Source organism: Henriciella sp., assembly GCF_049649345.1.
Taxonomy (GTDB): Bacteria; Pseudomonadota; Alphaproteobacteria; order Caulobacterales; family Hyphomonadaceae; genus Henriciella.
The window spans coordinates 1-6,526 of record NZ_JBARZC010000427.1; the positions used below are offsets into that span (position 1 = coordinate 1).

Below are 6,526 nucleotides of genomic sequence, written 5' to 3' on the forward strand. Positions count from 1 at the left end.
TGCAGACAATGGGTTCTGGGTCGGCGCGCCTGAGAATGACAAGTTTGAAGGCCATCTGGCATCCGATGACCTGTTCAATCTCGAAGCCTACCCGACCGCGCGCTTTGTCGCGACGGGCTTCGAGACAGAAGATGGTCAAACCGGAACGATGACCGGTGATCTCACCTTAAAAGACCAGACCCACCCGGTGACGCTCGATGTCACCCTCAACAAGCAGGGCGAGTCGCAGGGACGCACCAAGCTCGGCTTCTCTGCGAGCGGTGACATCATGCGGTCCGAATGGGGGCTCGGCTATGCTGCCCCGATGGTGTCTGACGAACTCGCCCTCAGCATCGAAACCGAATTGGTTGCGGCTGAAGAAGAGACCGACGAGGAATAGGCCCTTCGGCAAGACGGCTGCTCTTCACGCCCTCAAACGGAACCAGTTCCGCCCGGTGAGCGTATCTGGGTGAACAAGTTGTGGTGGGACAAATTCAATGCGGACGACGATCATGGCTCTGACGATGTCAGGGCTCATCACATCCTGCGCCGAAACACCGGAGTCGTCAGGGCAGCCGCACGACTTTCATCCGAAGGTCGTACTCGATGATTTTCTGTTGATTGAAGGCGATGGGTGGTCGGGTTCGCTCACCTATCTCAATTATAATGAGCCTGAGGAAGAGTTCTCCATTCCCGTCAATCTCGGGGTCGGGCGCGAAGGCTCCGTGCTGAAACTGGCCTTGAGCTATCCCGATGAACCGTCGGCCGACGAGGTCGCCGAAATCGAGATTTACGATGAGGGCCGGTCCATGAATGGTGCGGAGGTGATCAGCCGCGACGAAGAGGAGGGCTCGATTGACATCCACACGCAAGCCGAGTGTCAGGACAATAACAGGGCGGCCGAGTGCCTGACCATCTACGAACTTTCTGCGACGAAGATGACCATCTCGAAACGGGTTACCTATGACGGCGAAACCGAAAGCTTCCGCCGCAACTATTACGAATTCTCGCGCCCAGCTCCAACACTTTGAGACGTGATTGACGGCCCGGCCCGCCCGGCTATGTTGCAGCGCAACGGAGGAGCCGCATGAGCCAGAAAACACCCCGCAATTTCTTCAAGCCACTCGCGATTGGCGCGCCAGACCCGATGCGCGAGCTGCCGGTGCGGCTGGAGCGCATGATCCACTTTGTCCCGCCGCATCTCGACAAGGTCCGCGCCAAGGTGCCGCAAATGGCCGACCAGGCTGACGTCGTGCTCGCCAATCTTGAAGATGCGATCCCGTCCGATGCCAAGGAGGCGGCCCGCGCCGGAGCCATAGAGATGGCCGGCATGGTCGACTGGCAGGCCAAGGGCACAGGCTTCTGGAGCCGCGTCAATCCGCTCAACTCGCCCTGGTTTCAGGATGATGTCTCTGAGCTTGTCCTGAAGGCCGGCCACCAGCTCGATGTCATCATGCTGCCCAAGGTCGAGGGGCCGTGGGACATTCATTTCGCTGACCAGTATGTCGCGCAGCTCGAGGCAAAAGCCGGCCTGAAACGCCCGATCCTGTTCCACGCCATTCTCGAGACCGCGCAGGGTATGGCGCTGGTCGAGGATATCGCGCTTGCCTCGCCGCGCATGCAAGGCATCTCGCTTGGCCCGGCAGATTTGGCGGCAGACCGCAAGATGAAGACAACCCGCGTTGGCGGCGGCCACCCCTTCTACCGGGTCATCGACGACCCGAATGAGGACGGCAGCGCCCGCGCCAATGCGCAGCAGGATCCGTGGCATTATACGATTGCCCGCATGGTCGACGCCTGCCGCATGGCGGGGATCAATGCGTTTTACGGTCCGTTCGGCGATATTTCGGACAGCGAGGCCTGCGAGCAGCAATTCCGCAATGCCTACCTGCTCGGTTGCTCAGGCACATGGAGCCTGCATCCGAACCAGATCGCCATCGCCAAGAAAGTGTTCAGCCCGGACGCTGACGAGGTGAAATTCGCCCGCCGTATCCTGGAAGCGATGCCGGATGGGACGGGTGTCGCGATGCTGGACGGCAAGATGCAGGATGACGCGACCTGGAAACAGGCCAAGGTGATCTCCGATCTTGCCGATCTGGTGGCGGCGAAAGACCCTGATTTGGCGGAGGCCTACGCTTCAGGTTAGGATGGCGGACGTGGTCCCAAGAGCAATCAAGGAGACGCGTCCATGAAACTTCCCCTTATCCCCATCCTTTTCGCCGCCAGCACGACGCTGGCCGGTACGGCAGCGGCCGACACCGATTATCACGGATTCAAGGCCGAAACGGTTGAGGCGCTCAATGAGCGGCTCGAAACGCCGCTGACCGGCGAGACGCTCGCCATTCTCAGCCAGCATACCGGTATCGAAGCGTGCGGCGGCAGCCAGGCCGTAGCGCAGACCCCACCCGATGGCTGGGCCGCGCGCGCCGAGACGGCCAATCGGCCCGGCGGCGATGTGGTCATGCCTGTCCCGACCAGCGATCTGGCGCCTGAATACCCGCCGCTCTACGAAGTGCTCGGCGTGGAAGGTGTCTGCGAGGTGATGTTTGACGTCACCGCCGAAGGCCAGACGGCGAATATCATGACGAACTGCACGCTGCCGAGCTTCGCCGAGTCGACAGCGGCGGTGCTGGACGCGCTGGAATTCGAAACAGCCGAAGGGCAGGACAGCCCGCAGACCGCCAATATTCTTCTGCCGGTCAATTATTGCAGGCCTGACGCCGAATAGGCGCTACAGCCAGGCGGCGCGCACCCGGTATGACTTGGCGCGCGCTCGTTCGGCCTGATAGAGTAGGGGCGTTTACCATAAAAGAGGTCGTCCCCCATGAAACTCTTCTCCCTTTCGGGCTTGCTGGTCGCAGGCGCATTTGTGTCTGCCTGCGCCGTCAATCCGCCCCCTGTCTATGGTCCGGGCCCCGCGGCCACGGGCACGGCGTCTACCACAGTGGTGCGAGACGGGATGATCGCCGAGTGCGGCCATCCCGGTGCGCCGTCTGCGGATGTCGTATACCCTGAAGGCTGGCAGACACGGTTGAGCGAAGTGGCGCAGAAGTCGGCCTCCAGCGGTGAATTGCTCGGCGGTCCGGTGACCACCGAAGTGGTCGACAGGGATGCACAGCCAATTGAGCGGCCTGTGCCCGCCTATCCGGCAGCCGCCGGATCTGCCGGCCGTGAGGCGATGTGCTATGCGATGATGGACGTCAACACGTCCGGCGCGCCGGAAGAGATCCTGACGGCCTGCTCGTCGCCCGAATTCAACTCGGCCACATTCAACGCCATGCAGAGCGCCCGCTTTTCACCGAAAGTGGTCGATGGGCGCAATGTCCGCCGCCTCAATGTTGTCTATCCGGTCCAGTATTGTGTGGATGGCTGAGACCCTGCGAGGACGATGAAATGAAACAGTTTGTTGCCGCTATTATTGCTATGAGCCTGGCCGCGCCGGCGCTTGCCGACGAAGCCTGGTCCACCGAGATCGGCGAGGTCATCTATGACCATGATACCAGCGAGGGCCATGCGGTCCTGACCTATCCGATCGAGGGCAGCGAAATGCGCGGCATCGCCTATGTCGATGATCTGGCCGGCGAGGTCGAGGGCCGCACCGCCTATACGGGCGTCTGGATCGAGCCCGATGATAGCGGGTCCGAAACCTGCGCTTACGCCATAGCCGATCCGGAAACCGGCGAGCCCCGCCGGACCTGGGGGCAGTTCGAAATGGTGTTTATCAAGCCGGATTATCCTGCCGGCTGGGTCATCAAGCGCGGCTATTGCTTCTCTGACCCGGTGGAATTTCTGGTCGGAACGCCAATCATAGGTCAATAGCCAGGCGCGCGCAGAGCGGTATCCCCGGCGACACCCGAAGGCGTGGCCGGGGCTGACCTCGTCTAGTCTGCGAGCACAAAGGTGACTTTCATCGTCACGAAATAGTGGTCGATCTTGCCGTTCGAAACGCGGGCCTTGATGTCCGAGACCCAGACATGTTCGACATTTTTTAGCGTTTCCGAAGCGCGTTTCACGCCTTTCTCCAGGCAATCCTCGATGGATTTGCCTTTAGCCGTGATTTCTGTAACGCGAGCAACACTCATAGTGTGGCCTTCCTTGCTAGAAGAAGCCCACCCCAACCACTTACAACAAAACACATTTGTCCGGGCGCGGCCACCGCAGGGTTTTTCTTTCTGTCCAGCCGCGCTAAGCCGAAGAAAGGCAAGTGGGAGGATAAAATGGTCGGCAAATCGGGATATTCGGAGAATCTGCAGCGCTGGATGGATTACTTCCACGGCGAGCACGATCCTAAAGCGCTGTCTGCCATCCTGCATGAAGATGTCGTGTTCACCAGCCCGGTTGTCCATACACCGCAGAAAGGCAAGGCGATTACCATGCTCTATCTCGGCGCCGCCGGGCAGACGATGGGCGGTGACACGTTTCGCTATACGCGGGTCTTCGACTGCGGTGACAAGGCGGTGCTGGAATTCGAATGCGAGATGGACGGCGTTCTCGTGAATGGCGTGGACCTGATCGAATGGGACGACAAGGGCCTGATCAAGGATTTCAAGGTCATGGTCCGCCCGCTCAAGGGTATGCAGGCCGTGCATGCGGCGATGGGCCGTATGCTTGAACAGATGAAGGCCGCCCATTCGTGAGCCGCGCCAGACCGGTCCCGGTCATCCTGACCGAACGCTTGCGGCTTCGCGCGCACGAGGCCGCCGACTTCGACACGCTGGCCAATATCTGGAGAGATGCGGCGATCATCCGCTTCATTGGCGGGAAGGCGCGGACCCCCAGCGAGGTGTGGACGACGATCCAGCGCAATCGCGGCCTGTGGCAGACCATGGGCTATGGCTACTGGCTGGCCGAGGAGCGGCGCACAGGCGACTTTATCGGCGAGGTCGGCTTTGCCGATTTTCACCGCGACAGCGAACCCCGCTTCTGGGGCACGCCTGAATGTGGCTGGATCATCGCACCCACACAGCATGGAAAAGGCTATGCCAGCGAAGCTGTGAGCGCGATCCATGACTGGTTCGACGAAGAGCTCGAGGCCGATGAAAGTGTCTGCATCATCGATGACGAGAATGCCGCCTCGATCCGGATTTCGGCCAAGCTCGGCTATACTCCTTCTGGCACCGTATTATTCGACGGGTCCGAAGTCGGCTTCTACAGACGCAAGCGTGGCAGCCAAAAAGCCTAGGAATCGCAGGCGAGTGAGGCTAGTTTCCGCTCATGCCAACGACATATCTCGATTTTGAAAAGCCGATTGCCGAGCTTGAGACTAAAATTGCAGAGCTGGAATCGCTTGCCCAGACGGGCGATGGCCCGCCCATTTCCGATGAGTTGAAGAAGCTCAAGGACAAGGCAGCCAAGCAGCTGAAGGACACGTATTCCTCGCTGACGCCCTGGCGCAAGACGCAGGTCGCCCGCCATCCCGAACGCCCGCATTTTTCCGACTATGTCGAACACTTGCTCGATGATTTTCAGGAACTCGCCGGCGACCGGGTCTATGGCAATGATGAGGCCGTCATCGGCGGGCTAGCTACCTTCCGCGGGCGCAGTGTTGTCGTCATGGGCCACGAAAAGGGCCGCAACACCGAGAGCCGCCTGAGACATAATTTCGGCATGGCGCACCCTGAAGGCTACCGCAAGGCGGTCCGCCTTATGGACCTTGCAGACAAGTTCAGCCTGCCTGTGCTGACTTTCGTCGACACGGCCGGCGCCTTCCCCGGCAAGGCCGGCGAGGAACGCGGCCAGGCTGAGGCCATTGCCCGCTCGACCGAGCGCTGCCTGACGTTGACGGTGCCAAATGTGGCGCTGATCATCGGCGAAGGCGGATCGGGCGGTGCGATTGCGATCGCAGCGGCCAACAAGGTGCTGATGATGGAGCATTCCATCTATTCGGTGATCTCGCCGGAAGGCTGCGCCTCCATTCTTTACCGCGACGCCGCGAAGGCGCGTGACGCGGCCGAAGCGATGAAGATCACCTCAGACGACTTGCTGAAGCTCAAAGTGATTGATGCCGTTGTGAAAGAACCCGTCGGCGGCGCGCATCGCGACCCGCAGCGCGCGGTCAGCCAGGCCGGCAAGGCAATCGAGAAAGCGCTTGGCGAGCTGGACGGTCTGTCGGCTGCCGAACTCAAGCGCCAGCGCCGCGAGCGTTTCTATGCGATTGGCCGCGAAGGCCTGAACTGAGGCCTGAACTGAGGCCTGAACGGGCCGGCTGTCAAAGCGTGCTGGCTGGCTCTAATTCTCGTCGCAGACTGCGCAGCTTTCTATCGACGGATCGTGGTTGAGCCGCCGGAGGGCGATCTGGTCGCCGCAATAAAGACAATGGCCGAACCGGCCGGATTCCAGACGCCGAAGCGCGGCATCGATCCGCTTCAATTGCCGGGTCGCAGGAGAGGCCCGACGCCCTGCGCCGTCCCCGGACGAGGTGTCCGATGACGTCTTGCTGGAAAAGTCGATTCCCTTGGGACCAAGACCAGTCTGGCGGTTCATATTCATCAGCCTGCGACTCATTTAAGAAGTTGGCAAGGGCTAGCCATCAAACACGAGGTGTGGA

Annotated in this window: 11 protein-coding genes; 9 read left to right on the forward strand and 2 right to left on the reverse strand. The window is 60.7% G+C overall.

Translation table 11 applies throughout. The features are described 5' to 3' along the window. The 6 genes from WA989_RS11740 to WA989_RS11765 all read left to right on the forward strand — a co-directional run. On the forward strand, nt 1-379 hold a 379-nt coding region (locus WA989_RS11740; RefSeq protein ID WP_424340683.1), incomplete at its 5' end, for a YceI family protein. 112 nt (nt 380-491) lie between these two features. Next, nucleotides 492-1,010, forward strand: coding sequence for a hypothetical protein (locus WA989_RS11745; protein ID WP_424340684.1), 519 nt, complete (start codon nt 492-494; stop codon nt 1,008-1,010). A 56-nt stretch (nt 1,011-1,066) separates the two neighbouring features. Further along, nucleotides 1,067-2,125 carry an HpcH/HpaI aldolase/citrate lyase family protein gene (locus tag WA989_RS11750; RefSeq protein WP_424340685.1) on the forward strand — a complete coding sequence of 353 codons (1,059 nt, stop codon included), beginning with the start codon at nt 1,067-1,069 and terminating at the stop codon, nt 2,123-2,125. 42 nt (nt 2,126-2,167) lie between these two features. Continuing rightward, a complete protein-coding gene (locus WA989_RS11755) occupies nt 2,168-2,707 on the forward strand; it encodes a hypothetical protein (RefSeq protein WP_424340686.1) in 540 nt (179 codons plus the stop codon). A 96-nt stretch (nt 2,708-2,803) separates the two neighbouring features. After that, nucleotides 2,804-3,352: an energy transducer TonB gene (locus tag WA989_RS11760; RefSeq protein WP_424340687.1), complete on the forward strand. Its 549-nt coding sequence runs from the start codon at nt 2,804-2,806 to the stop codon at nt 3,350-3,352. Between the two features lie 20 nt (nt 3,353-3,372). Then, the gene (locus tag WA989_RS11765; protein WP_424340688.1) at nt 3,373-3,798 is read left to right on the forward strand and encodes a hypothetical protein; all 426 of its coding nucleotides are present in this window, start codon (nt 3,373-3,375) and stop codon (nt 3,796-3,798) included. 62 nt (nt 3,799-3,860) lie between these two features. On the opposite strand, the gene WA989_RS11770 is transcribed toward WA989_RS11765, so the two are convergent. Continuing rightward, nucleotides 3,861-4,061, reverse strand: a complete 201-nt coding sequence (locus WA989_RS11770) for a dodecin family protein (protein WP_424340689.1) — start codon at nt 4,059-4,061, stop codon at nt 3,861-3,863. A 135-nt stretch (nt 4,062-4,196) separates the two neighbouring features. Here WA989_RS11770 and WA989_RS11775 point away from each other — a divergent pair, with 135 nt between their 5' ends. From WA989_RS11775 to WA989_RS11785, 3 genes are read left to right on the forward strand one after another with little or no spacing between them, the layout of a single operon-like run. Then, a complete protein-coding gene (locus WA989_RS11775; RefSeq protein WP_424340690.1) occupies nt 4,197-4,616 on the forward strand; it encodes a nuclear transport factor 2 family protein in 420 nt (139 codons plus the stop codon). Next, a complete protein-coding gene (locus WA989_RS11780; protein ID WP_424340691.1) occupies nt 4,613-5,161 on the forward strand; it encodes a GNAT family N-acetyltransferase in 549 nt (182 codons plus the stop codon). The genes WA989_RS11775 and WA989_RS11780 overlap by 4 nt, the downstream gene beginning before the upstream one ends. 32 nt (nt 5,162-5,193) lie before the next feature. After that, complete coding sequence (locus WA989_RS11785) at nt 5,194-6,156, forward strand: acetyl-CoA carboxylase carboxyltransferase subunit alpha (protein ID WP_424340692.1); 963 nt, start codon at nt 5,194-5,196, stop codon at nt 6,154-6,156. Between the two features lie 51 nt (nt 6,157-6,207). On the opposite strand, the gene WA989_RS11790 is transcribed toward WA989_RS11785, so the two are convergent. After that, the gene (locus WA989_RS11790) at nt 6,208-6,462 is read right to left on the reverse strand and encodes a TraR/DksA family transcriptional regulator (protein WP_424340693.1); all 255 of its coding nucleotides are present in this window, start codon (nt 6,460-6,462) and stop codon (nt 6,208-6,210) included. Nucleotides 6,463-6,526: the final 64 nt, after the last annotated feature.